Here is a 21,638-nt window from a genome sequence, read left to right on the forward strand (position 1 = left end):
AAAAAAGCCCTGACCGAAAGATCAGGGCTTATTCGTTTCTAGTGCTTACTCACAGACCATTCTTGGCCTTGAACTCCCGACGCCGACGGTGCAACACCGGCTCGGTATAGCCGTTCGGCTGCTTCGTCCCCTCAATCACCAACTCCACCGCTGCCTGGAACGCGATGTTGCTATCGAAATCCGGAGCCAGCGGACGATACAGCGCATCCCCGGCGTTCTGACGGTCCACTACCGGCGCCATGCGCTTGAGGCTTTCCATTACCTGGGCTTCATTGACGATGCCGTGGCGTAACCAGTTGGCGATGTGCTGGCTGGAGATGCGCAGGGTGGCACGGTCTTCCATCAGGCCAACGTCGTTGATGTCCGGCACTTTCGAACAGCCCACGCCCTGGTCGATCCAGCGAACCACGTAACCAAGAATGCCCTGGGCGTTGTTGTCCAGCTCGTTGCGGATTTCTTCGTCAGACCAATCGGTATTCTGAGCCAGGGGAATGGTCAGGATATCGTCCACCGAAGCCCGTTCGCGCTTGGCCAACTCGGCCTGGCGGGCGAATACGTCAACCTTGTGGTAATGCAGCGCGTGCAGCGCGGCAGCCGTCGGCGACGGAACCCACGCCGTGTTGGCACCGGCCAGCGGGTGAGCGATCTTCTGCTCAAGCATGGCGGCCATCAGGTCGGGCATGGCCCACATGCCTTTACCGATTTGTGCACGGCCTTGCAGGCCGGTGCTCAAGCCGATATCGACGTTCCAGTTTTCATACGCGCCGATCCACTTCTCAGCCTTCATCGCCGCCTTGCGCACCATCGCGCCGGCTTCCATGGAGGTATGGATTTCGTCGCCGGTACGGTCGAGGAAGCCGGTGTTGATAAACACTACGCGCTCGCTGGCAGCCTGGATGCAGGCCTTGAGGTTGACCGTGGTGCGGCGCTCCTCGTCCATGATCCCGACTTTGAGCGTGTTGCGTGGCAGCTTCAGCACGTCTTCGATACGGCCGAACAGCTCATTGGTGAACGCCGCTTCTTCGGGGCCGTGCATCTTCGGTTTAACGATGTAGACCGAGCCGGTGCGGCTGTTCTTGCGGCTGGTGTTGCCGTTGAGGCTGTGGATCGCCGACAGGCTGGTGAGCAGGCCGTCGAGGATACCTTCTGGCACTTCGTTGTCGTCTTTGTCGAGGATCGCGTCGATGGTCATCAAGTGGCCGACGTTACGCACGAACAACAGCGAACGCCCGTGCAGGGTCACTTCTTTGCCGTCTGCGCCGGTGTAAACGCGATCGGCGTTCATGGTGCGGGTAAAGGTCTTGCCACCCTTGGCGACTTCTTCCGACAGGTCGCCCTTCATCAGGCCGAGCCAGTTACGGTAGATCACCACCTTGTCATCAGCATCGACGGCGGCGACAGAGTCTTCGCAGTCCATGATGGTGGTCAGGGCGGCTTCCATCAGCACGTCCTTTACGCCGGCGGCGTCGGTCTGGCCGACCGGGGTGCTGGCGTCGATCTGGATTTCGAAGTGCAGGCCGTTGTGCTTGAGCAGGACCGCCGTCGGCTTGGCAGCTTCACCGTGATAGCCGATCAACTGCGCATCGCTGCGCAGGCCGCTGTTGCTGCCGCCCTTGAGGCTGACCACCAGCTTTCCGTCGACGATCTTGTAGCCGGTGGAGTCCACGTGGCTGCCGGCCGCCAGTGGCGCGGCTTCGTCGAGGAAAGCGCGGGCGAAGGCGATGACCTTGTCGCCACGGACCTTGTTGTAGCCTTTACCTTTCTCGGCGCCATCGGCTTCGCTGATGGCGTCGGTGCCGTAGAGCGCGTCATACAACGAGCCCCAGCGCGCATTCGAGGCGTTGAGGGCGAAACGGGCGTTCATCACCGGCACCACCAGCTGCGGGCCGGCCATGTGGGCAATTTCTTCGTCGACGTTTTGGGTCGATGCCTGGAAATCCGCAGCTTCTGGCAGCAGGTATCCAATATCCTGGAGGAAGGCTTTGTAGGCCACCGCGTCGTGCGCCTGGCCAGCGTGTGCCTGGTGCCAGGTGTCGATGCGCGCTTGGAAATCGTCGCGTTTGGCGAGTAGGGCTTTGTTCTTCGGCGCCAGGTCGTGGATGACCTTGTCGGCACCGGCCCAGAACTGGTCGGCGGTAATACCGGTACCAGGAATGGCTTCGTTGTTCACGAAGTCGAACAGGACTTTGGCGACCTGCAGGCCACCGACTTGAACGTGTTCAGTCATTGCTTGCCTCACTCTGCGGAGCTTATGCGCTTTTCAGCTTTTCAATTTACCAATGAAGCCTCTGGCCATGTAAACCGCGAACACGCCGCACAGTACATGCCGTTGAAGGCGGCTGGGCGGGCTGCGTCGCGGTGCGTGGTTGCCTTGGCAGACATCGACCTAACGTTATGTAGTGCGCGATTGGGCATACTACATGATGAGTTGCGGTTGTGAAAATTAGACTAAATACGTCGTTTAGCGACCCACTTTGGTCGTACGGTCACAGTGGGGTACGGGATGTTCTCAAAAAACTATTGGATTGTTCCATATAAATATAAAAATGGTACACGATTTGTTTTCGTGGCTACCTGAGTCCACCTTGGTAGGCGCGAGGGGAACGCTGGTTCCTACCCGATTTTCATAAGAAGAGGACGACACCATGGACCATCTCGTACTGACTGTCATCGCCCCGGACAAACCCGGCGTGGTTGAACGCATCGCCCAATGCATCGCCTCCCATGGTGGCAACTGGCTGGAAAGCCGCATGGCGCACATGGCCGGGCAGTTTGCCGGGATTCTGCGGGTGAGCGTGCCAGCGGAAAATCGTCTGGATTTGATTGGGGCGCTGGAAGACTTATCCACCCATGGCATTCGCGTGCTGCAGGGTGAAAGCAGTTCGGTGGCCGCCAGCGAGTCGCAACCGATCGCGATGACGCTGGTGGGCAATGACCGGCCGGGGATTGTTCGCGACATCACCGCGCTGTTGAGCAAGCAGGGCGTCAATTTGGAACGCTTGATCACTGACGTGCGCCCGGCGCCCATGAGCAGCGACCCGCTGTTCCATGCCGACGCGCTGCTGGCGGTGCCATTGACGCTGCCGTTGGAGACCTTGCAGGCAGCCCTGGAAACCCTGGCAGACGACCTGATGGTGGAACTGGAGCTACGCAGCGAGGAATAGTTGCCCACAAGGTTATGCATGGAAATCTTGCATGGGCCTGTGGATAACCTGTAGAGACCCGCGTCCAGCCCAGGCCGGCCGTGGCTCTTCGCCGGCTGACTAAAAACGAACAGTTTCAAGGGCTTGTGCACAAACGCCGGGGACCAGGCTGTGGATAACCTTGGGGTGAATGCCTGCAAGCCACGCCGGCTGTAGCTTGCAGGGGTTTGTACGTTATTTGATCAGTTTTTCCGCACGGTCAGCCAGGCGTCGAGGCTGTAAACCACCAGCCCGGCCCAGATAAAGCAAAAGGCAATCAGCGTGGCTGGCGCCAGGTGTTCATTGAACAGCAGCACCGCTTCCAGCAGCACCAGGGTGGGCGCCACGTATTGCAGGAAGCCCAGGGCGGTGTAGGGCAAGTGCCGCGCGGCGGCGTTGAAACACACCAGCGGGATCAGCGTCACCGGGCCTGCGGCCACCAGCCACCACGCTTCGGAGGTGCTCCAGAATTCCATCTGCGCGCTGTGGGCAGACGGGTTGAACAGCAGCCATGCGATGGCAATCGGCACCAGCATCCAGGTTTCCACTACCAGACCGGGCAGCGCCTTGACCGGCGCCTGCTTGCGGATCAAGCCGTAGAAACCAAAGGTCGCTGCCAGCACCAGTGACACCCAAGGCAGGCTGCCGACTTGCCACACCTGTTGCGCCACACCTACTGCCGCCAGGCCCACGGCCACCCACTGCAGGCGGCGCAGGCGCTCACCCAGGATCACCATGCCCAGCAGCACATTCACCAGCGGGTTGATGTAGTAACCCAGGCTGGCCTCAAGCATCCGGCCACTGTTCACCGACCACACATAGGTCAGCCAGTTGGCCGCGATCAAGGTGCCGCTCAGGGCCAGGATCGCCAGGCGCCTGGGGTTGTCCCGCAGTTCACGAAACCAGCCGGGGTGTTTCCAGACCATCAGCAACAAACTGCCGAACAGCGCCGACCACAGCACGCGGTTGACGATGATTTCGGCGGCGGGAACGCTGGCGATGGCTTTGAAGTAGATCGGGAACAGGCCCCAGATGATGTAGGCACTCAGGCCTAATATGTACCCGCGACGGGGGTTGGCGGCTTGCATGCAGAATCCTTGCTTGGCAGCTGACAAAGCCGCAATTGTAAGGATATTTTTCAGCCAGTGGGATGTGCTTTTCTGTAGGAGCTGGCTTGCCGGGGATGGCTTCACCTAGGCTCCACTGATACACCGAGGCGCTTGCATCGCTGGCAAGCCAGCTCCTACAGGGGATTGTGGTGTGCGTTAGAACAGTTTCAAGGGTTCTTCATTGAGCGCCGACAACTGCTCGCGCAACGCCAGCACCTGGTCGCCCCAGTAACGTTCGCTGCCAAACCACGGAAAGCTGTGGGGGAACGCCGGGTCGTCCCAGCGCCGTGCGAGCCACGCGCTGTAGTGCATCAGGCGCAGGGCGCGCAGCGGTTCGATCAGGGCCAGCTCGCGCGGGTCGAAGTCGTGGAACTCCTGGTAGCCGTCCATCAGTTCCGACAGCTGCCCCAGGCACTCCTGGCGGTCACCGGCGAGCATCATCCACAGGTCCTGGACGGCGGGGCCCATGCGGCAGTCGTCGAGGTCGACGATGTGAAACATCTCGTCGCGGCACATCATGTTGCCGGGGTGGCAATCGCCGTGCATGCGGATGTTCTTGTGGGGCGTGGCCTTGTAGACCTCCTCCACCCGCTTGAGCAGGTCGCGGGCCACGGACTCGTAGGCCGGCAGCAGGCTCTTGGGAATGAAATTTCCTTCCAGCAGCGTGTTCAGCGAATCGTGACCAAAATTCTTCACGCCCAGGGCTTCACGGTGTTCGAAGGGGCGCGTGGAGCCCACTGCGTGCAGGCGCCCCAGCAACTGGCCGAGGCGATACAGCTGGTCGAGGTTGCCCGGCTCCGGCGCGCGGCCACCCCGGCGCGGGAACAGGGTGAAGCGGAAACCGGCGTGTTCGAACAGGCTTTCGCCGTTGTGAATCATCGGCGCCACCACCGGCACTTCGCACTCGGCCAGTTCGAAGGTAAAGCTGTGTTCTTCGAGGATCGCTTCGTTGGTCCAGCGCTGGGGCCGGTAGAACTTGGCGATCAGGGGCTCGGAGTCTTCGATGCCGACCTGGTACACACGGTTTTCGTAGCTGTTGAGCGCGAGGATGCGGGCGTCGCTGAGGAAACCGATGCTTTCGACAGCGTCGAGCACCAGGTCAGGGGTCAGTGTTTCAAACGGGTGTGCCATGCGAACTCCTGCGCGCAGCAGGGCGCCGCGTCCGGCCGGGTATGGTAACGCACCGGGGTCGAGATAGGTGGTGACTGTTAGTCCGCCATCGCGGGCAAGCCCGGCTCCCACAGGAGTACTCGGGCAACTGTGGGAGCCGGGCTTGCCCGCGATGGCGCCTTATCAGGCGCCGACGACCCCGCCATCATCCCGACGAATCGCCATCACCGAGGACCGTGGCTTGCCATTCGGCAGGTGTTCCGGCCAGGTCGAGCCACCGGTTTCCCCCGGATGCTGGATCCCCACAAACAGGGTTTTCTGGTCCGGCGAAAAGCTGATCCCGGTCACTTCACAGGCCACCGGCCCCACCATGAACCGGCGAATCTCACCGGTCGCAGGGTCTGCACACAGCATCTGGTTGTTGCCCATGCCGGCAAAGTCGCCGCCATTGCTGTAGTCGCCATCGGTGAGGATCCACAACCGCCCGGCCTTGTCGAAGCCCAGGCCGTCCGGGCTGTTGAACATGTTCTGCGGGTTGATGTTAGACGAGCCGCCCTTTGGCGTCCCGGCGTGCACGGTCGGATTGCCGGCCACCACAAACAGGTCCCAGTTGAAGTCCGGCGCGCCGTGATCGTCGGCATTGGCTTTCCAGCGCAGGATCTGCCCGTAGACGTTTTTCTCCCGCGGGTTCGGGCCGCCTGCCGGCTGGCCATCTTCACCGCGCTTGGCGTTGTTGGTCAGGGTGCAATACACCTGGCCGTCGGTGGGGCTGACCACGATCCATTCCGGGCGGTCCATGCGGGTGGCTTTCACTACGCTGGCAGCCAGGCGTGCATGAATCAGCACTTCGGCCTGGCTGGTGAACCCCGTGCCGGCGTCGATGCCGTTCTTGCCGTGGGTCAGTTCGACCCATTGGCCCTGGCCCTTGGGATGGTCGGCATTGCCGTCGCCCGCGTCGAAGATCGCCACGTACAAGGTGCCGTGGTCCAGCAGGTCCTTGTTGGCCTTGGGGTTCTTGTGATTGATCTTGTCGCGGCTGATGAACTTGTAGATGAACTCGCCGCGCTCGTCGTCGCCCATGTACACCACGGCGCGGCCGTCGCGGGTTTGCGCCAGGGCGGCGTTTTCGTGCTTGAAGCGGCCCAGGGCGGTGCGTTTCACCGGGGTGGATTGCGGGTCGAACGGGTCGATTTCCACCACCCAGCCATGGCGGTTGAGTTCGTTGGGGTTCTTGGCCATGTCGAAGCGCGGGTCGTGCGGGTGCCAGTTGATGTCTTTGCTCGCGGCCACTACGCCGTAGCGTTTCTGCCCGGCATCGAACGCCTGTTGCGGGTTGCTGCTGCCGAAGCAGTCGGTGAAGTTTTCTTCGCAGGTCAGGTAGGTGCCCCATGGGGTCTTGCCGTTGGCGCAGTTCTGGAAGGTGCCGAGGACTTTTTTGCTGGTTTTGTCGGCGCTGGTTTTCAGCCAGGCATGGCCCGCCGCAGGGCCGCCGAAGCGGATGGGTGAGTTGCCGTGGATGCGCCGGTTGTAGCGCGAATCCTGGACGAACTGCCAGGTGTCGCCTTTGCGCCGCACTTCGATCACCGACACGCCTTCGCTGGCCAGCGCCTTGCGCACGTCTTCAGCCGATTGCGGCGCGCCGCCGTGGGCGTAGAGGTAGCGGTAGTTGGTGTATTCGTTGTTGATCGCCATCAGCGCGCGGTTGTCGTCACCGGGGAAGGCGAACAGGCTCATGCCGTCGTTGTTGTCGCCGAACTGTTGTTCCTGGGCCTTGGCCGTGCCGTTGCCGCTGGGGTCGAAGGCCGGCGCGTTTTTGTGCAGCGGCTGGCCCCAACTGATCAGCACCGAAGCGCTGTAGCCAGGCGGCAGGGTGATGGTGTCACTGGTGGCAGAGGCAATGCTGGTGAAACCCAGCAAGGGACTGTTTGAGGCGGCACTCACCGCCTGGGCGCTGCGGGTCAGCAGGTTGCCGCCGAGGAACATCGCCGCACCGCACAGGGCGCCGGCGCCGATAAAACGCCGGCGGGTGAGGCCGACCATCTGTTCCAGGTCGGTGGCTTGGTTTTCTTCTAATAGGCTCATTTCAGGCTCCCTGCGGGTTTTTGCAGCCACCTTAGGGAGCGGTCGTGACGAAATTGTTGCAGTTTGAAGCGTTACACCGGGGTGCCCAGCAGTACGTTGCTGGGGGAAAACTGCACCTTCACCTGCAGGCCTTCGGTGGCGCCGATCTGCGCAAGCGCGTGGGGCTGGGCCAAGGCACATAAAACCTGGCCATTGGGCAGGGTGATGCGGACCTCGCTGGGGCCGTCTTCGGCGTCGAGAATGGCCTCGATTTTTCCTTCCTGGCAATTGTGTCCAGGTGTTGCTGGTTGCGAGGCAGCCAGCACTTCGAGCCAGCCGGCTTTGATCAGGGCAACGACTTCGGTGCCAATCTCCAGCTCCAGGCGCAACGTGCTGTCGTGGGTGATCTGTGCATCCAGGGTGAGCCCGGCGGCCAGCTCCAACCGAATCAGGTCATTGCGGCCATGGTTGTCCACGGCAATGACCCGGCCGTGCAACTGGTTGCGTGCGCTGGTGCGCAGCATCAGGCGGCCCAGCAGGTTGAAGTCGCTGGCGTCTTCGGCAGAGTCCAGCACCTGGGCTTGCAACACTTGCAGGCGCTGGTAAAGGCGCAGCACCCGTTCGCCTTCGGCCGTCAGCTTGGCGCCACCACCGCCCTTGCCGCCGACGCTGCGCTGCACCAGGGGCTTTTGCGCCAGGTTATTCAGCTCGTCGATGGCGTCCCACGCCGCTTTGTAGCTCAAGCCTGCGCTCTTGGCCGCGCGGGTGATGGAGCCCTGTTCGGCAATGTGTTGCAGCAGCGCAATGCGCTGGGGGCGACGGACGATGTGTTGGCTCAAGAGGGTTGGCAGGGACATGGTTACACGCTTCAAGGGAATGGGCAGACGTTGCGGGCAGGGCGCCGCCGAGTCAAGTCATGTGCCCGGCTTGGGCGTACGCGCCAGGCAATACACATCGACCTGGCGGGCACCGGCGCCCATCAACAGCCGGGCGAGGCTATTGGCGGTGGCGCCGGTGGTGAGTACGTCGTCGACCAGCGCCAGGTGGCGGCCTTTAACCTGGGCGCCGTCCGTCAAGGCAAAGGCCTGGAGCAGGTTGCGCTGGCGGGTCTTGGCGTCCAGGTCCTGCTGTGCCAAGGTTTCATGAGGCCGTAACAGCAGGTGTTCATCGTAAGGAATGTTCAAGTCCTTGCTCAACCAGCGCGCGAGCATTGCCGCCTGGTTGTAACCCCGTTCTCGTAGGCGCTTGCGGGCCAGAGGCACGGGCAGCAGGCAGTCGGGGCGCGCCAGCCCGGCATCTTCATAACGGTGTTGCAGGAATTGCCCCAACAGGTGCGCGAGCAAATGCCCCAGTGGCCAGCGGGCCGGATGCTTGAAACGGCTGATCAGGCTGTCGACGGGAAAGCTGTAGGACCAGGGTGCAACCACCTGTTTAAACGCGGGTGGTTGCTTGAGGCATTGGCCACACACCAGACCTGCCATGGGCAGCGGCAGCGCGCACACTTCACAGTGATCCATCAGCCAGGGCAGCTCGGTTTCGCAGACGTTGCAGATGGAATGGGCTGTTTCGCTGCTTTCGTCGCAGACTAAACAGATTTGGTTGTTTTTTGACCAGATGTAAACCTCGTGTTTGTTCTCAAGTTGACAGTGCATGAATCTTCCTTAAATATGCCGAGCATCCGTGTCGTGCCTGTGGGTATTACTCCCTGCAGGGCTTGCCAAAGCATAATCAAGGAATCGCCCATGAGCGCCAGCATCACTGCCAACCTGCGTCACGATTGGTCTTTAGCCGAAGTCAAAGCGCTGTTCGTGCAGCCCTTCAATGACCTGTTGTTTCAGGCGCAGACCGTGCACCGCGCGCATTTCGACGCCAACCGCGTCCAGGTTTCCACCCTGCTGTCGATCAAGACCGGCGCTTGCCCGGAAGATTGCAAATATTGTCCGCAGTCGGGCCACTACAACACGGGCCTGGAAAAAGAGAAGCTGATGGAGGTGCAGAAGGTCCTCGAAGAGGCCGCTCGCGCCAAGGCCATCGGCTCGACACGTTTCTGCATGGGCGCTGCCTGGAAGCATCCATCGGCCAAAGACATGCCCTACGTGCTGGAAATGGTCAAAGGCGTGAAGGCCATGGGCCTGGAAACCTGCATGACCCTCGGCCGCCTCGACCAGGACCAGACCGAAGCCCTGGCCCAGGCCGGCCTCGACTACTACAACCACAACCTTGATACGTCGCCGGAGTTCTACGGCTCGATCATCACCACCCGTACCTATGGCGAGCGCCTGCAAACCCTGGCGTACGTACGGGATTCGGGGATGAAGATCTGCTCTGGCGGCATCCTCGGCATGGGCGAGTCCCTTGATGACCGCGCCAACCTGCTGATCCAGCTGGCCAACCTGCCGGAGCATCCGGAATCGGTGCCGATCAACATGCTGGTGAAAGTGGCCGGTACGCCGCTGGAAAACGCCGACGACATCGACCCGTTCGACTTCATCCGCATGCTGGCGGTGGCGCGCATCCTGATGCCGCAGTCCCATGTGCGGCTGTCGGCCGGGCGTGAGGCGATGAACGAGCAGATGCAGGCCCTGGCATTCTTTGCTGGCGCCAACTCGATTTTCTACGGCGACAAACTGCTGACCACCGCCAACCCGCAGGCGGATAAAGACATGCAGCTGTTCTCGCGCCTGGGCATCTTGCCGGAGGCCCGCGAAGAGCACGCCGATGAAGTGCACCAGGCGGCGATCGAGCAGGCATTGGTGGAACAGAAGAGCAGCGAGCAGTTTTACAACGCTGCTGTTTAAGCCATTTCTCCTGCCGAAGTGCGATCCAGTGTGGGAGCTGGCAAGCCAGCTCCCACAGGGTTGACCGCGTTCAGCCTGCTTAACCGAGGTCTGCATGTCTTTCGATCTCGCCGCGCGTCTTGCGGTTCGTCGTGCCGAACACCTGTATCGCCAACGTCCACTGCTGCAGAGCCCGCAAGGCCCTGAAGTGGTGGTCGACGGCCAGCCGTTGCTGGCGTTCTGCAACAACGATTACCTGGGCCTGGCCAATCACCCGCAAGTGATTGAAGCCTGGCGCGCGGGCGCGGCTCGCTGGGGCGTGGGTGGCGGCGCTTCGCATCTGGTGATCGGCCACAGCACGCCGCACCATGAACTGGAAGAGGCCCTGGCCGACCTCACCGGGCGCCCGCGGGCGCTGCTGTTCACCACTGGTTACATGGCCAACCTCGGAGCCGTCACGGCGCTGGTGGGGCAGGGCGATACGGTGCTGGAAGACCGCCTTAACCACGCCTCATTGCTGGATGCCGGTTTGCTCTCCGGCGCGCGCTTCAACCGTTATCTGCACAACGACGCCGTCAGCCTGGCCAAGCGCCTGGAGAAAGCCACTGGCAATACGCTGGTGGTGACCGACGGCGTGTTCAGCATGGACGGCGACCTGGCTGACCTGCCGGCGCTGGCCCGTGAAGCCCGTGCCAAGGGTGCGTGGCTGATGGTGGATGACGCCCATGGCTTCGGGCCTTTGGGCGCCAACGGTGGTGGGATCGTCGAGCATTTTGGCTTGAGCCTGGAAGATGTGCCGGTGCTGGTCGGCACCCTCGGCAAGGCCTTCGGTACCGCCGGCGCATTTGTGGCGGGCAGCGAAGAGCTGATCGAAAGCCTGATCCAGTTCGCCCGCCCGTACATCTACACCACCAGCCAACCGCCCGCGCTGGCCTGCGCCACGTTGAAGAGCCTGGAACTGCTGCGCACCGAGCATTGGCGACGTGAACATTTGAACGGGCTGATCCGCCAGTTCCGCCAGGGCGCCGAGCAGATTGGTCTGGAGTTGATGGACAGTTTCACGCCGATCCAGCCAATCATGATTGGTAACAGCGCCCGTGCCGTGCGTTTGTCGCAGATGCTGCGCGAGCGCGGGCTGATGGTAACTGCGATCCGCCCGCCAACCGTGCCCGCCGGCAGCGCCCGCCTGCGGGTGACCCTGACGGCGGCCCACAGCGAAGCCCAGGTGCAGCTATTGTTAAACGCATTGGAAGAGTGTTTCCGCTTGTTAGGCCAGGAGCCCGACCATGCGTGATCGACTGATATTGCTGCCTGGCTGGGGCCTCGGCGTTTCGCCGCTGGAACCGTTGGCGGCGGCGTTGCAGGGCTTGGATGAGCATTTGCAGGTGCAGATCGAACCGTTGCCGGACGTGGAGTCGGACGACCTTCAAGAGTGGCTCGATGAGCTGGATTCGACCTTGCCCCAAGACGTCTGGCTGGGTGGTTGGTCCCTCGGCGGCATGCTTGCTGCCGAGTTGGCCGCCCGGCGCGGTGATCATTGTTGCGGTTTGCTCACCTTTGCCAGCAACGCAAGCTTCGTGGCCTGGTCTCGCTGGGACCATGGCATGCACGAAGAGGATTTTATTGCGTTTCTTAACGGTTGCCGCCTTGATCCGGTTGCGACGTTAAAACGCTTCAGTCTGCTTTGCGCCCGGGGTTCCAGCGATCCCCGATCACTTGCTCGGCTATTGCTGGCGGGTGCCCCTAAAACCACCGCGCAGACCTTGCTCAGTGGTCTGGAACTGTTGGGCCGATTGGACACCCGTCAGGCGTTGGTCGACTTTCAAGGGCCGCAGTTGCATCTGTTTGCCGGGCTAGACGGGCTGGTTCCGGCTGAAGTGGCCAGTGAGTTGTTCGCCTTGTTGCCTGACGTTGAAATCGGCCTGATTGAACAGGCCGGTCACGCTTTTCTACTGGAGGACCCCCACGGTGTAGCGGGGGCCATCCAGGCTTTTTTGCATGAGTGCGGTGATGACTGATTTGTCCCATGTATTACCGGGCGGCTTGCCAGACAAGCGCCAGGTGGCAGCCTCCTTTTCCCGCGCAGCCGCCAGTTACGACAGTGTTGCCGAGCTGCAGCGTGCGGTGGGTCACGAGTTGCTACGACGTGTGCCCGACGGTATTTCGCCACAGCGCTGGCTGGACCTGGGCTGCGGTACGGGCTATTTCAGCCGTGTGTTGGGCCAGTCACTTCCCAACAGCCAGGGTTTGGCCCTGGATATCGCCGAGGGCATGCTCAACCACGCTCGGCCCATGGGCGGTGCGCAGTATTTCATCGCCGGCGATGCCGAGCGTTTACCGTTGCAGGACGCCAGTTGCGGGCTGATCTACTCCAGCTTGGCGGTGCAGTGGTGCTCGGACTTTGCGGCCGTACTCAGCGAAGCGCGGCGGGTATTGCAGCCCGGCGGCATACTGGCGTTTGCCAGCCTGTGCGTGGGCACGCTGGATGAGTTGCGCGAAAGCTGGCGCGCGGCGGATGGCATGGTTCACGTGAACCGCTTCCGGCCGTTCAGTGCTTATGAGCAGCTGTGCGCGGCCAGTGGCTTGCGGGTGCGTAGCCTGGAGCAGTGTCCTCATGTGCTGCACTACCCCGACGTGCGCAGCCTGACCCATGAATTGAAAGCCTTGGGTGCACACAATCTGAACCCCGGGCGCCCCGGAGGCTTGACGGGGCGGGCGCGGATTGTTGCACTGGTGCAAGCCTACGAGCAGTTCCGCCAGGCCCAGGGCCTGCCGGCGACCTATCAAGTGGTGTACGCCGTCCTGGAGAAACCTCTATGAGTGCCGCTTACTTCATCACGGGGACCGACACCGACGTCGGCAAGACCACCGTCGCCGCCGGCCTGCTACATGCCGCGCGGCAAGCCGGCAAGAGCACCGCGGCGGGCAAGCCGGTGGCCTCGGGCTGCCAGCTGACGCCCAAGGGCCTGCGCAATTCGGATGCCCTGGCGTTGCTGGCTGAGTGTTCGTTGCCCTTGACCTATGCCGAGGTCAACCCGGTGGCGTTTGAGCCGGCCATCGCACCGCATCTGGCGGCCCGCGAAGCCGGTGTGGCGCTGACGGTGCAGTCGTTGTTGAAGCCCATGCAGCATATTCTGGCCAAGCAGGCAGACTTCACCCTGATTGAAGGCGCAGGCGGTTGGCGCGTGCCATTGGCCGATCAGGACAACTTGTCGGACCTGGCCCAGGCGCTGAAGCTGCCGGTGATCCTGGTGGTGGGCGTGCGGCTGGGCTGTATCAGCCATGCGCTACTGACCGCCGAAGCCATCGCCCGGGACGGTCTGCCGCTGGCGGGCTGGGTGGCGAATATCATCGACCCCAAGACCTCTCGTCTGGAAGAAAACCTCGCGACCCTGGCGGAACGGCTGCCCGCACCATGCCTGGGGCGGGTGCCGAAGCTCAAGCACCCCAGCGCCGAAGCGGTTGCCGAGTACTTGCAGTTGGACCTGCTTGACTAGTTTTGCCTATCAATAAGGCATTATGCCATTAGTGTTTTTGACGGGCGTTTTGCCGGTATGTCTGCTTCAATAACAGTTCACGATTCTCTAACAGGCAGGTTCACGCCATGGAAATCTCTGGTAGCAGTGCGTTTTACTCGGGCCTGAGCGCGATTCAGACCGGGCAGAACCGTGTCGACCAGGCCGCCGGCAAGATCGCCAGCGCCGCCACTACCCAGCCTTCGGACGCGCAAAATGATCGTCTGCGTTCGGTAGACGCCAATCAGGCAAGCAACTCGGCGAGCAATATGGTCGAGATGGCCCAAGGCAAGTTCCAGGTAGAACTGGGCGCCAAAGTGGCCAAGGCTTCCGACGAAATGCTCGGTACGTTGATCGATACCTACGCTTGAAAATTGCGCTCGCCAGCTTCTCTGTGGAAGCTGGCTTGCCTGCGATAGCGTCGCCCCAATCCTCCTGAAGCACCGTGGCGCCTGCATCGCAGGCAAGCCAGCTCCCACTCTGATCCCCGTCACCCTCAATTCTTTCTAAACCCTTGCAACCCCATGCGGCGTTTCGCTGCAGGCCTCGCCGTGCCTGACGTTGACCTGCGTCATGACAAACGGCATTTGCGCGACGCTTGACAAGGATTGGTCGTAAACGTATGTTTCAAACAACTGTTTGACCGCCACAACACATCCACGCGGTTGTTCATCCCAGATACATCAGCAGAGGTTTATCGCTATGCCTGACTACAAGGCCCCCTTGCGTGATATTCGCTTCGTTCGTGACGAACTGCTTGGCTATGAAGCGCATTATCAGAGCCTGCCGGCTTGCCAGGACGCTACCCCGGACATGGTTGACGCCATTCTCGAAGAAGGCGCCAAGTTCTGTGAGCAGGTACTGGCACCGCTGAACCGCGTGGGTGACATCGAAGGTTGCACCTGGAGCGAGTCGGGCGTTAAGACCCCTACCGGTTTCAAGGAAGCCTACAAACAGTTCGTTGAAGGCGGCTGGCCGAGCCTGGCGCACGATGTGGCGCACGGCGGCCAAGGCCTGCCGGAATCCCTGGGCCTGGCGGTCAGCGAAATGGTCGGCGAAGCCAACTGGTCGTGGGGCATGTACCCGGGCCTGTCCCATGGCGCGATGAACACCATTTCCGAGCACGGCACCCCGGAACAGCAGGACGCTTACCTGACCAAACTGGTGTCGGGCGAGTGGACCGGCACCATGTGCCTCACCGAGCCGCACTGCGGCACCGACCTGGGCATGCTGCGTACCAAGGCCGAGCCTCAGGCTGATGGTTCCTACAAGGTTTCGGGCACCAAGATCTTCATCTCGGCCGGTGAACACGACATGGCCGACAACATCGTCCACATCGTGCTGGCCCGCCTGCCGGACGCACCGGCTGGCACCAAAGGCATTTCGCTGTTCATCGTTCCAAAGTTCGTACCCAACGCAGACGGTGCAATTGGTGAGCGCAACGCAGTGTCGTGTGGTTCCCTGGAACACAAGATGGGCATCCACGGCAACGCCACCTGCGTGATGAACTTCGACGCGGCCACTGGTTTCCTGATTGGCCCGGCGAACAAAGGCCTGAACTGCATGTTCACCTTTATGAACACCGCTCGCTTGGGCACCGCGCTGCAAGGCCTGTCCCACGCCGAAATCGGCTTCCAGGGCGGCCTCAAATATGCCCGTGACCGCCTGCAAATGCGTTCGCTGACTGGCCCGAAAGCGCCGGACAAGGCCGCCGACCCGATCATCGTGCACCCCGACGTGCGCCGCATGCTGCTGACCATGAAAGCCTTCGCCGAAGGCAACCGCGCAATGGTGTACTTCACCGCCAAGCAGGTTGACGTGGTCAAGTACGGCACCGACGACGAAGCCAAGAAACAGGCTGACGCACTGCTGGCGTTCATGACCCCGATCGCCAAGGCGTTCATGACCGAAGTCGGTTTTGAGTCCGCCAACCACGGCGTGCAAATCTACGGCGGTCACGGCTTCATCGCTGAGTGGGGCATGGAGCAGAACGTTCGCGACAGCCGCATTTCGATGCTGTACGAAGGCACCACCGGCATCCAGGCCTTGGACCTGCTGGGCCGTAAAGTGTTGATGACCCAAGGCGAAGCGCTGAAAGGCTTTACCAAGATCGTCCACAAGTTCTGCCAGGCCAACGAAGGTAACGAAGCCGTGCAAGAGTTCGTTGCACCGTTGGCTGCACTGAACAAAGAGTGGGGCGAGTTGACCATGAAGGTCGGCATGGCGGCCATGAAGGACCGTGAAGAAGTCGGTGCCGCTTCGGTGGATTACCTGATGTACTCCGGCTACGCCTGCCTGGCGTACTTCTGGGCCGACATGGCCCGCCTGGCCGCCGAGAAACTGGCTGCCGGCACCACCGAAGAAGGCTTCTACACCGCCAAGCTGCAGACTGCGCGCTTCTACTTCCAGCGCATCCTGCCGCGTACCCGCACCCACGTTGCAACCATGCTGTCGGGCGCCAACAACCTGATGGACATGAAAGAAGAGAACTTCGACCTGGGCTACTAAGCCTCGGCGGGTTCACTGCAAAAGCCGCCGCGCCTTCGGGAGCGGCGGTTTTTTTTTGCGCGATAAAAAACCACAGTACCGCACTCAGGGATTGCGCCGTGCGGCCGTTAAAGTGATGGCAATGTGATACGCATCACATCGAATGTGCTTAACTGTGATCAGTGAAGGCACTGTGCCATCTTTTTTAGTGGGTCGGAGCTTTACCCTTGTCGCGTGCGTCTGCTGTACGTTTCAGTCATTTTTTACCTTCACTGCTGTTGCTGCTGGCGGGGCTCTCGGCTGCGTACGTGAAGGATCTCAATGTGTTCTTCACCTCGCTGTTCAACGTGCTGCCGACCCTGGTGTTGCTGCTGGGCGGCTCGTACTGCGCGGTCTACCGCCGCCAGCGTGAGCTGTTCCTGATGCTCACGGTCTACGTGGTCTATTTCCTGCTGGATACCCAGACCGATTACTACCGCGACCACGGGAGTGTCCGGGAAGACGCCGCCGTGGTGTTCCACCTGTGTTGTCTGTTGTTGCCGCTGCTGTTCGGCATCTATGCGGTCTGGCAGGAAAAAACCCACCTGTTTCGCGATTTCGTCGCACGTTGCGCGGTGCTGTTCGCAATAGGCAGCGTGGCCTTGGCCCTTGAGCAAAGTTTTCCCCAGGCGTTGTTAAGCTGGTTGGCGGAGATTCGCTGGCCCGCCTTGCATGGCCGGTGGATGAGCCTGATCCAGCTGTCCTACCCGATGTTCCTGATTGGTTTTGTCACCCTGGCCGCGCAGTACTGGTATCAGCCAAGGCCGCTGCACGCGGCACAACTGGTAGGGCTGCTGGGGTTGTTCTGGATGTTGCCACAGACTTTCATCCTGCCGTTCACGCTGAACATCATGTGCAGCCAGGTGATGCTGATGATTGCCGCCGGTGTGGCGCATGAGGCTTATCAAATGGCCTTCCGTGACGAGCTGACCGGCCTGCCGGGGCGCCGCGCGCTCAATGAGCGCATGCAACGCCTGGGGCGCAACTATGTGCTGGCCATGGGCGACGTCGATCACTTCAAGCGTTTCAACGATACCCACGGCCACGACGTGGGCGACCAGGTGTTGCGCCTGGTGGCGAGCAAGCTGTCCAAGGTCAACGGCGGCGGCCGGGCTTACCGGTATGGCGGTGAAGAGTTTGCCGTGGTGTTCGCCGGCAAGACCCTGGATGAATGCCTGCCGCACCTGGAAGATATCCGCGAAATCATCGCCAACTACGACATCAAATTGCGTAACCCCGATCGCCCCCACGACGACCAGCAGGGCCGGCAACGTCGTGTAGGCAATGGCGCTTCCAGTGTGTCGGTGACCGTCAGCATTGGCGTGGCCGAGCGCCAGGCCGAGCAGCGCACGCCCGAAGAAGTGCTCAAATCTGCCGACCAGGCGCTGTACAGCGCCAAGGGCGCCGGGCGTAACTGTGTGGTGGCCGCTGGGCAAAGCCGGCGGGGCGCGGTGCGTATGGACACTGCTGCCGGTTGAGTGATGGTGGTGTATTCAGCGGCCCTACAGTGATTGTCTGGTGGGCCCTGCGGCAGTAGGTTGAAGGCATCTGCTGCCGGAGACATTGCCATGCCTGACTATAAAGCTCCCTTGCGCGACATGCGCTTTTTGATCGATCACGTCTTTGATTTCCACGGCCACTACGCAGCGCTGGGTGCCACCGACGCCAGCCCGGACATGGTTGGCGCAATCCTCGAAGAAGGCGCGAAGTTTTGCGAGAACGTCTTGGCGCCGTTGAACCGCTCCGGCGATGAAGAAGGCTGCCACTTCGACAACGGTGTGGTGACCACACCCAAGGGCTTCAAGGAAGCCTTTGCCCAGTATGTGGAAGGCGGCTGGCACGGTTTGGCGGCAGACCCGGCCTACGGCGGGCAAGGCTTGCCCATGTCCCTGGGCCTGGTGCTCGCGGAGATGATTTCTTCGAGCAACACATCCTGGGGCATGTACCCCGGGCTGACCCACGGTGCGATGTCGGCGATCCACGCCCACGGCACCGAGGAGCAGAAAACCACCTACCTGGGCAAACTCACCGCCGGCCAGTGGACCGGCACCATGTGCCTGACCGAAGCCCATTGCGGCACCGACCTGGGGCTGATCAAAACCCGCGCCGTACCTCAGGCAGACGGTAGCTACGCCATCACCGGCAGCAAGATATTCATCTCGGCCGGCGAGCACGACATGAGTGAAAACATCATCCACTTGGTGCTGGCCAAGCTGCCGGACGCACCGGCCGGGACCAAGGGTATTTCGCTGTTTATCGTGCCTAAATTCCACGCCGACTCCGGTGAGCGCAACGCGATGAGCTGTGGCGCCATCGAGCACAAGATGGGCATCAAGGCGTCGGCCACGTGTGTGCTGAACTTCGATGGCGCACGGGGCTTTTTGATCGGTGAGGCGAACAAAGGCCTCAACTGCATGTTCACCATGATGAACCATGCGCGGCTGGGTACCGGGATGCAGGGCCTTTGCCTGGGTGAAGCAAGCTTCCAGGGCGCGATCAAGTACGCCAACGACCGCTTGCAGATGCGTTCACTGACGGGTGCCAAGGCTCCGCAAAAAGCCGCCGACCCGATCATCGTCCACCCGGATGTGCGGCGCATGTTGTTGACCATGAAAGCCTTCAACGAAGGCAACCGGGCACTGACCTACTTCTCGGCACAGTTGCTCGATGCCGCGCACTTGAGTACGGATGAGGGGCAGCGCCAGGAGGCCGAAGACCTGTTGGCCTTCCTCACACCGATCTGCAAAGCCTTTATGACCGAGACCGGGCTGGAGGTGACCAACCACGGCATGCAGGTGTTCGGCGGCCATGGTTTCATTCGTGAATGGGGCATGGAACAACTGGTTCGCGATTGCCGGATTGCGCCGATTTATGAAGGTACCAATGGTATCCAGGCGCTGGACTTGCTTGGGCGAAAAGTACTCGGCAGCCAGGGCAAGTTGCTGCGCGGCTTTACCAAAATCGTCCATAAGTTCTGCGCAGCCAACGCCGAACATCCACAACTCAAGGTCCACGTGGCGCAGCTCAACGAGTTGAACCAGCAGTGGGGCGAATTGACGGTAAAGGTCGGCATGGCCGCCATGAAAAACCCGGACGAAGTCGGTGCCGCAGCGTCGGATTACCTGATGTACAGCGGTTACATCATCCTGGCCTACCTGTGGCTGCGCATGGCGCTGGTGGCACAACAACAGTTGGACAGCACCCGCGGTGATGCCGGTTACAACCGGGCCAAGCTGGCCACCTGCGAGTTCTACTTCAAGCGCCTGTTGCCACGCACGGCCACCCATCGGGCGGCGGTGGAGGCGGGGAGTGAGTGCCTGATGAGTCTGCCGGCGGAGCTGTTTGCGCTTTAATGACTGTAAAATACCAATTGGTCATGATCAGACCCTATGTGTCTCAAAAGTTGTTCGGGTACACTCGGGGTCTGTAAAACCGACACTGCCCGAATCACTTTAAAGTTCTCACGAGGTTTGCCATGGCTGACTACAAAGCGCCGCTGCGCGATATGCGCTTCGTCCTCAACGAAGTTTTCGAGGTGGCCAAGCTCTGGGCCCAACTGCCAGCGCTGGCGGATACCGTCGACGCCGAGACCGTTGAGGCGATCCTCGAGGAAGCCGGCAAAGTCACCTCCAAGACCGTCGCCCCGCTCAGTCGTGGTGGCGACGAAGAAGGTTGCCGCTGGGAGAATGGTGCAGTCTTTACCCCGGCCGGTTTCAAGGCCGCCTACACAACCTACGCCGAAGGCGGTTGGGTGGGTGTAGGTGGTGACCCGGCCTACGGCGGCATGGGCATGCCCAAGGCGGTGTCGGCCCAGGTTGAAGAGATGATCAACTCCTCGGGCCTGGCCTTCGGTTTGTACCCGATGCTGACCTCTGGCGCCTGCGTGTCGATCAACACCCACGCCAGTGAAGAACTCAAGGCCACTTACCTGCCGAATATGTACTCCGGTGTGTGGGCCGGTTCGATGTGCCTGACCGAGCCGCATGCGGGCACCGACCTGGGGATTATCCGCACCAAGGCCGAGCCTCAGGCAGACGGATCCTACAAGATCAGCGGTACCAAGATCTTCATCACCGGCGGCGAGCACGACCTCACCGACAACATCATCCACCTGGTGCTGGCCAAGCTGCCGGACGCGCCGGCGGGCCCCAAGGGTATCTCGCTGTTCCTGGTGCCCAAGTTCATGGTCAATGCCGATGGCAGCCTGGGCGTGCGCAACCCGGTGACCTGTGGCTCCATCGAACACAAGATGGGCATCCAGGCTTCCGCGACGTGCGTGATGAACTTCGACGAAGCCGTGGGCTACCTGGTGGGCGAGCCCAACCGTGGCCTGGCCGCAATGTTTACCATGATGAACTACGAGCGCCTGGGCGTTGGTATTCAAGGCCTGGCCTCCGGCGAGCGCTCTTATCAGAACGCCATCGAGTATGCCCGCGACCGCCTGCAAAGCCGTTCGCCCACCGGCCCTAAAGCCACGGACAAGGTGGCTGACCCGATCATCGTCCACCCGGACGTGCGGCGCATGCTGCTGACCATGAAAGCCTCGAACGAAGGTGGCCGCGCATTCTCCACCTATGTGGCGATGCAGCTCGATACCGCCAAGTTCAGCGAAGACGCCAAGGCCCGTAAACGTGCGGACGACCTGGTTGCCCTGCTGACCCCGGTGGCCAAGGCGTTCCTGACCGACCTGGGCCTGGAAACCACCGTGCACGGCCAGCAGGTTTTTGGCGGCCACGGCTACATTCGTGAATGGGGCCAGGAGCAACTGGTGCGTGATGTGCGTATCACCCAGATCTACGAGGGCACCAACGGCATCCAGGCCCTGGACCTGGTGGGACGCAAGATTGTCGGCAGTGGCGGGGCGTTCTACACGCTGTTCGCCGACGAGATCCGCCACTTCACCGCCACCGCTGGCGCCGAACTGGCCGAGTTCACCAAGCCGCTGAACGTGGCGGTGGATGATCTGGATGAGTTGACCGCCTGGCTGCTGGATCGCGCCAAGTCGAATCCGAATGAAATCGGCGCGGCGTCCGTGGAATACCTGCACGCGTTCGGCTACATGGCCTATGCCTACATGTGGGCCCTGATGGCCAAGGCGGCATTGGGCAAAGAGGCTCAGGAAGACTTCTATGCCAGCAAGCTGGGCACTGCGCGCTTCTACTTTGCCCGCTTGCTGCCGCGGATCGCGTCCCTCAGCGCTTCGGTAAAAGCCGGTAGTGAATCGCTGTTTTTGCTGGATGAAGCACTGTTCTAGGGGCTTGGAGGGCATGTAAGCATTCTCTTACATGACGTGCTGCTATTCGTCCTCTATCGCCAAATTGGATCCACGGATAATCTACTTCACATGGACGTCGCGCA

17 protein-coding genes are annotated in these 21,638 nt (G+C 61.4%); 11 read left to right on the plus strand and 6 right to left on the minus strand.

Features of this window, described 5'->3' with window-relative positions:
• Positions 1 to 49: 49 nt before the first annotated feature.
• The gene (locus tag ACZRN6_RS12085) at positions 50 to 2,227 is read right to left on the minus strand and encodes a malate synthase G (protein ID WP_464008027.1); all 2,178 of its coding nucleotides are present in this window, start codon (positions 2,225 to 2,227) and stop codon (positions 50 to 52) included.
• Positions 2,228 to 2,645: 418 nt separating this feature from the next.
• Here ACZRN6_RS12085 and ACZRN6_RS12090 point away from each other — a divergent pair, with 418 nt between their 5' ends.
• Positions 2,646 to 3,164 carry a glycine cleavage system transcriptional repressor gene (locus tag ACZRN6_RS12090; protein WP_322147987.1) on the plus strand — a complete coding sequence of 173 codons (519 nt, stop codon included), beginning with the start codon at positions 2,646 to 2,648 and terminating at the stop codon, positions 3,162 to 3,164.
• Positions 3,165 to 3,385: 221 nt separating this feature from the next.
• Here ACZRN6_RS12090 and rarD read toward each other — a convergent pair whose 3' ends face one another.
• The 5 genes from rarD to ACZRN6_RS12115 form a co-directional block, all read right to left on the minus strand.
• On the minus strand, positions 3,386 to 4,270 hold the full coding sequence (gene rarD / locus ACZRN6_RS12095; protein WP_464008028.1) for an EamA family transporter RarD: 885 nt from the start codon (positions 4,268 to 4,270) through the stop codon (positions 3,386 to 3,388).
• Between the two features lie 177 nt (positions 4,271 to 4,447).
• The gene (locus ACZRN6_RS12100; RefSeq protein ID WP_177043214.1) at positions 4,448 to 5,422 is read right to left on the minus strand and encodes a serine/threonine protein kinase; all 975 of its coding nucleotides are present in this window, start codon (positions 5,420 to 5,422) and stop codon (positions 4,448 to 4,450) included.
• Positions 5,423 to 5,584: 162 nt separating this feature from the next.
• On the minus strand, positions 5,585 to 7,483 hold the full coding sequence (locus ACZRN6_RS12105) for a PhoX family protein (RefSeq protein ID WP_464008029.1): 1,899 nt from the start codon (positions 7,481 to 7,483) through the stop codon (positions 5,585 to 5,587).
• 71 nt (positions 7,484 to 7,554) lie between these two features.
• A complete protein-coding gene (locus ACZRN6_RS12110; RefSeq protein WP_322147983.1) occupies positions 7,555 to 8,319 on the minus strand; it encodes a TOBE domain-containing protein in 765 nt (254 codons plus the stop codon).
• A gap of 57 nt (positions 8,320 to 8,376) precedes the next feature.
• Positions 8,377 to 9,114, minus strand: a complete 738-nt coding sequence (locus tag ACZRN6_RS12115) for a double zinc ribbon domain-containing protein (protein WP_464008030.1) — start codon at positions 9,112 to 9,114, stop codon at positions 8,377 to 8,379.
• A 90-nt stretch (positions 9,115 to 9,204) separates the two neighbouring features.
• Here ACZRN6_RS12115 and bioB point away from each other — a divergent pair, with 90 nt between their 5' ends.
• From bioB to ACZRN6_RS12165, 10 genes are all read left to right on the plus strand, one after another.
• Positions 9,205 to 10,260 (plus strand): biotin synthase BioB, encoded by a 1,056-nt coding sequence (gene bioB, locus ACZRN6_RS12120; RefSeq protein ID WP_003211072.1) that lies wholly within the window; start codon positions 9,205 to 9,207, stop codon positions 10,258 to 10,260.
• 94 nt (positions 10,261 to 10,354) lie between these two features.
• Positions 10,355 to 11,533, plus strand: a complete 1,179-nt coding sequence (bioF, locus tag ACZRN6_RS12125) for an 8-amino-7-oxononanoate synthase (protein WP_464008031.1) — start codon at positions 10,355 to 10,357, stop codon at positions 11,531 to 11,533.
• Positions 11,526 to 12,257: an alpha/beta fold hydrolase gene (locus ACZRN6_RS12130; protein ID WP_322147980.1), complete on the plus strand. Its 732-nt coding sequence runs from the start codon at positions 11,526 to 11,528 to the stop codon at positions 12,255 to 12,257. The genes bioF and ACZRN6_RS12130 overlap by 8 nt, the downstream gene beginning before the upstream one ends.
• Positions 12,250 to 13,059, plus strand: a complete 810-nt coding sequence (gene bioC, locus ACZRN6_RS12135; protein WP_464008032.1) for a malonyl-ACP O-methyltransferase BioC — start codon at positions 12,250 to 12,252, stop codon at positions 13,057 to 13,059. The genes ACZRN6_RS12130 and bioC overlap by 8 nt, the downstream gene beginning before the upstream one ends.
• Positions 13,056 to 13,736 carry a dethiobiotin synthase gene (gene bioD / locus ACZRN6_RS12140; RefSeq protein WP_322147978.1) on the plus strand — a complete coding sequence of 227 codons (681 nt, stop codon included), beginning with the start codon at positions 13,056 to 13,058 and terminating at the stop codon, positions 13,734 to 13,736. Before bioC ends, bioD begins: the two co-directional genes overlap by 4 nt.
• Before the next feature lie 107 nt (positions 13,737 to 13,843).
• A complete protein-coding gene (locus ACZRN6_RS12145; protein WP_010167428.1) occupies positions 13,844 to 14,125 on the plus strand; it encodes a hypothetical protein in 282 nt (93 codons plus the stop codon).
• A gap of 331 nt (positions 14,126 to 14,456) precedes the next feature.
• Positions 14,457 to 16,262: a phenylacyl-CoA dehydrogenase gene (locus ACZRN6_RS12150; protein ID WP_322147977.1), complete on the plus strand. Its 1,806-nt coding sequence runs from the start codon at positions 14,457 to 14,459 to the stop codon at positions 16,260 to 16,262.
• A gap of 206 nt (positions 16,263 to 16,468) precedes the next feature.
• Entirely contained in the window at positions 16,469 to 17,758 is a 1,290-nt protein-coding gene (locus ACZRN6_RS12155) for a GGDEF domain-containing protein (protein ID WP_322147975.1), read from the plus strand.
• A 90-nt stretch (positions 17,759 to 17,848) separates the two neighbouring features.
• Positions 17,849 to 19,633, plus strand: a complete 1,785-nt coding sequence (locus ACZRN6_RS12160) for an acyl-CoA dehydrogenase C-terminal domain-containing protein (RefSeq protein ID WP_464008033.1) — start codon at positions 17,849 to 17,851, stop codon at positions 19,631 to 19,633.
• 122 nt (positions 19,634 to 19,755) lie between these two features.
• Complete coding sequence (locus tag ACZRN6_RS12165; RefSeq protein WP_464008034.1) at positions 19,756 to 21,534, plus strand: acyl-CoA dehydrogenase C-terminal domain-containing protein; 1,779 nt, start codon at positions 19,756 to 19,758, stop codon at positions 21,532 to 21,534.
• The last annotated feature ends 104 nt before the right edge of the window (positions 21,535 to 21,638 follow it).

The organism is Pseudomonas sp. A125, assembly GCF_055409485.1.

Bases quoted from the DNA above. Each gene is read 5' to 3' on its own strand.
- ACZRN6_RS12085 (WP_464008027.1), bottom strand. From the start codon at position 2,227: ATGACTGAACACGTTCAAGTCGGTGGCCTGCAGGTCGCCAAAGTCCTG.
- ACZRN6_RS12090 (WP_322147987.1), top strand. From the start codon at position 2,646: ATGGACCATCTCGTACTGACTGTCATCGCCCCGGACAAACCCGGCGTG.
- rarD (WP_464008028.1), bottom strand. From the start codon at position 4,270: ATGCAAGCCGCCAACCCCCGTCGCGGGTACATATTAGGCCTGAGTGCC.
- ACZRN6_RS12100 (WP_177043214.1), bottom strand. From the start codon at position 5,422: ATGGCACACCCGTTTGAAACACTGACCCCTGACCTGGTGCTCGACGCT.
- ACZRN6_RS12105 (WP_464008029.1), bottom strand. From the start codon at position 7,483: ATGAGCCTATTAGAAGAAAACCAAGCCACCGACCTGGAACAGATGGTC.
- ACZRN6_RS12110 (WP_322147983.1), bottom strand. From the start codon at position 8,319: ATGTCCCTGCCAACCCTCTTGAGCCAACACATCGTCCGTCGCCCCCAG.
- ACZRN6_RS12115 (WP_464008030.1), bottom strand. From the start codon at position 9,114: ATGCACTGTCAACTTGAGAACAAACACGAGGTTTACATCTGGTCAAAA.
- bioB (WP_003211072.1), top strand. From the start codon at position 9,205: ATGAGCGCCAGCATCACTGCCAACCTGCGTCACGATTGGTCTTTAGCC.
- bioF (WP_464008031.1), top strand. From the start codon at position 10,355: ATGTCTTTCGATCTCGCCGCGCGTCTTGCGGTTCGTCGTGCCGAACAC.
- ACZRN6_RS12130 (WP_322147980.1), top strand. From the start codon at position 11,526: ATGCGTGATCGACTGATATTGCTGCCTGGCTGGGGCCTCGGCGTTTCG.
- bioC (WP_464008032.1), top strand. From the start codon at position 12,250: ATGACTGATTTGTCCCATGTATTACCGGGCGGCTTGCCAGACAAGCGC.
- bioD (WP_322147978.1), top strand. From the start codon at position 13,056: ATGAGTGCCGCTTACTTCATCACGGGGACCGACACCGACGTCGGCAAG.
- ACZRN6_RS12145 (WP_010167428.1), top strand. From the start codon at position 13,844: ATGGAAATCTCTGGTAGCAGTGCGTTTTACTCGGGCCTGAGCGCGATT.
- ACZRN6_RS12150 (WP_322147977.1), top strand. From the start codon at position 14,457: ATGCCTGACTACAAGGCCCCCTTGCGTGATATTCGCTTCGTTCGTGAC.
- ACZRN6_RS12160 (WP_464008033.1), top strand. From the start codon at position 17,849: ATGCCTGACTATAAAGCTCCCTTGCGCGACATGCGCTTTTTGATCGAT.
- ACZRN6_RS12165 (WP_464008034.1), top strand. From the start codon at position 19,756: ATGGCTGACTACAAAGCGCCGCTGCGCGATATGCGCTTCGTCCTCAAC.